This window comes from Cytophagia bacterium CHB2, assembly GCA_030263535.1.
In the GTDB taxonomy this organism is placed as follows: domain Bacteria; phylum Zhuqueibacterota; class Zhuqueibacteria; order Zhuqueibacterales; family Zhuqueibacteraceae; genus Coneutiohabitans.
In genome coordinates this window covers 1-1,865 of the sequence record SZPB01000649.1, presented here as the reverse complement: position 1 = coordinate 1,865, position 1,865 = coordinate 1, and the positions used below count along the sequence as shown (strand labels likewise).

Annotated in this window: 2 protein-coding genes; one reads left to right on the top strand and one right to left on the bottom strand. The window is 52.7% G+C overall.

Going from position 1 to position 1,865, the window contains the following annotated elements; translation table 11 throughout:
* Window positions 1–237 (bottom strand): SOS response-associated peptidase (locus FBQ85_29865; protein ID MDL1879338.1); only part of this gene is annotated, 237 nt, incomplete at its 3' end.
* 146 nt (window positions 238–383) lie between these two features.
* On the opposite strand from FBQ85_29865, the gene FBQ85_29860 reads away from it, so the two are divergent.
* Window positions 384–1,865 (top strand): DNA polymerase III subunit alpha (locus tag FBQ85_29860; protein ID MDL1879337.1); only part of this gene is annotated, 1,482 nt, incomplete at its 3' end.

Below are 1,865 nucleotides of genomic sequence, written 5' to 3'. Positions count from 1 at the left end.
TTCGCTGCGGGCGTTGATCATACGGTTGCCAATGCTGGCGTCTTTGGCCCAATGTGGAATCAAGCCCCAGCGCATCATTTCCAGTCTTTTGTTGCCGCTATCATCGAGAATGAGCACGGGCGCGTATTGCGTGGGCGCAATGTTGTAACGCGGCACAAAGTCTGTTTCGTCGGTATCAAAGTCAAACCGCAACTGCATGGCGTCCAGCTTGGCCGTGTTGGTGTATCGTCCGCACATAAACACCTCTCTTTGAAGCTTGAGTGAAATCCCTCAGCATTTTCGACAGTTTATTTTAATACCGCAAGCTGCAAAACTCAATCACTTTCTTACGGTTCGGTTTATTGCGCTCTGCCACGATAACTTGCTGGAGATGGTGAAAAACTATGTTCCCTTTGTTGACGGCACATTCTTACTATTCTTTCGGCAAAGGCGTGCCCTCGTTGCGGGCGTTATGCGAAGCGGTGCGGGCGCAGGGTTATCCTTCCCTGGCAGTGACGGACATTAACGGCATTTACGGTCTGGTGTGGTTTCTGGAATTGTGCCGCGAGTACAGCCTAAAGCCCATCATTGGCGCAGAGATTCAACACAACGAACGCGCGAAAGTGCTGGTTTACAATCGCAGCGGTTACAGCAATCTTTGCCGCATAATCTCGGCCCGGCATCTTGAAGAAGATTTCTCGCTCGCACAGTTGGCTTCGCAGCGCGAGGGTTTGATTGTGATCAGTGATTCCATTGTTTTGATAGAAAAATTGGCGCAGTCCGGCGGGCCGGAAAATCTTTTCATCGAGCTTAGGCCCTGGTCGAATTTCAGTGAAGCGATTCGGCAAAGTCAGCGCACCGGGATACCGCTGGCCGCTTCACCGGATATTTATTTTCTCCGCCCTGAAGATTTTAAATTGCACCAGCTTTTGGTTGCCATTCATGAAAATGCCGCACTCAGCCGCGTGCCGGAAAATCGTTTCGTCTCGCCGCAGGCCTTTCTCAAAAGTCCGCCTGAGTTCGAGCGTGAATTTTCTGCTTGCCCGCAAGCTCTGACAAATGCGCGTCTGATCGCTGAAACGTGTGCAGCATTTCAACTTCACGTTGGCGTGACGATTTTTCCCACCTATCTCACAAATCAAACCAAGACTAGTGCAGAGCTTTTGCGTGACTTGTGTTATCGCGGGGCGCACGAACGTTATCGCGAGATTACTGCGAATGTGCGTGAGCGCATGGAACATGAGTTGAAGGTGATCATCAGCAAGGGCTTTGCGGATTATTTTTTGGTGGTCCGCGAAATCGTGCAGCAATCGCCGCGCACGTGTGGCCGCGGCTCTGTGGCGGCCAGTTTGGTGAGTTATTGCCTGGGTATCACCAATGTCGATCCCCTTGCCCACAATCTTTATTTCGAGCGGTTTTTGAGTCCGGGCCGCAAAGATTTGCCGGATGCCGACATTGATTTTGCCTGGGATGAACGCGACGAGATTTTGAATTGGATTTTTGCGAAGTATGGCGAGGCCCAGGCGGCCATGATCTCCAATCATGTCACGCTGAAAACGCGCTCAACAATTCGCGAAGTAGCCAAAGTATTTGGCTTGCCGCCGGGCGAAATTTCGCGCGTCACCAAAAAGCTTTCCGGCTGGGAAAGTGAGCGCATTGCCGAGATTGTGGCCAAGCATCCGGTTTACCGCCAGGATGATTTTCCCCCGCCCTGGCCGGAAATCTTCGTTCTCGCCGAGCGTCTGCGCGGCACACCGCGACACATGAGCGTGCATTCCGGCGGCGTGGTGATCGCGCTCGAAGGGCTGGATCATCATGTGCCCCGGCAGCGGGCCGCGAAGGGTGTGCCCATCATTCAGTTTGAAAAGGATCAAGCCGAGGATTTT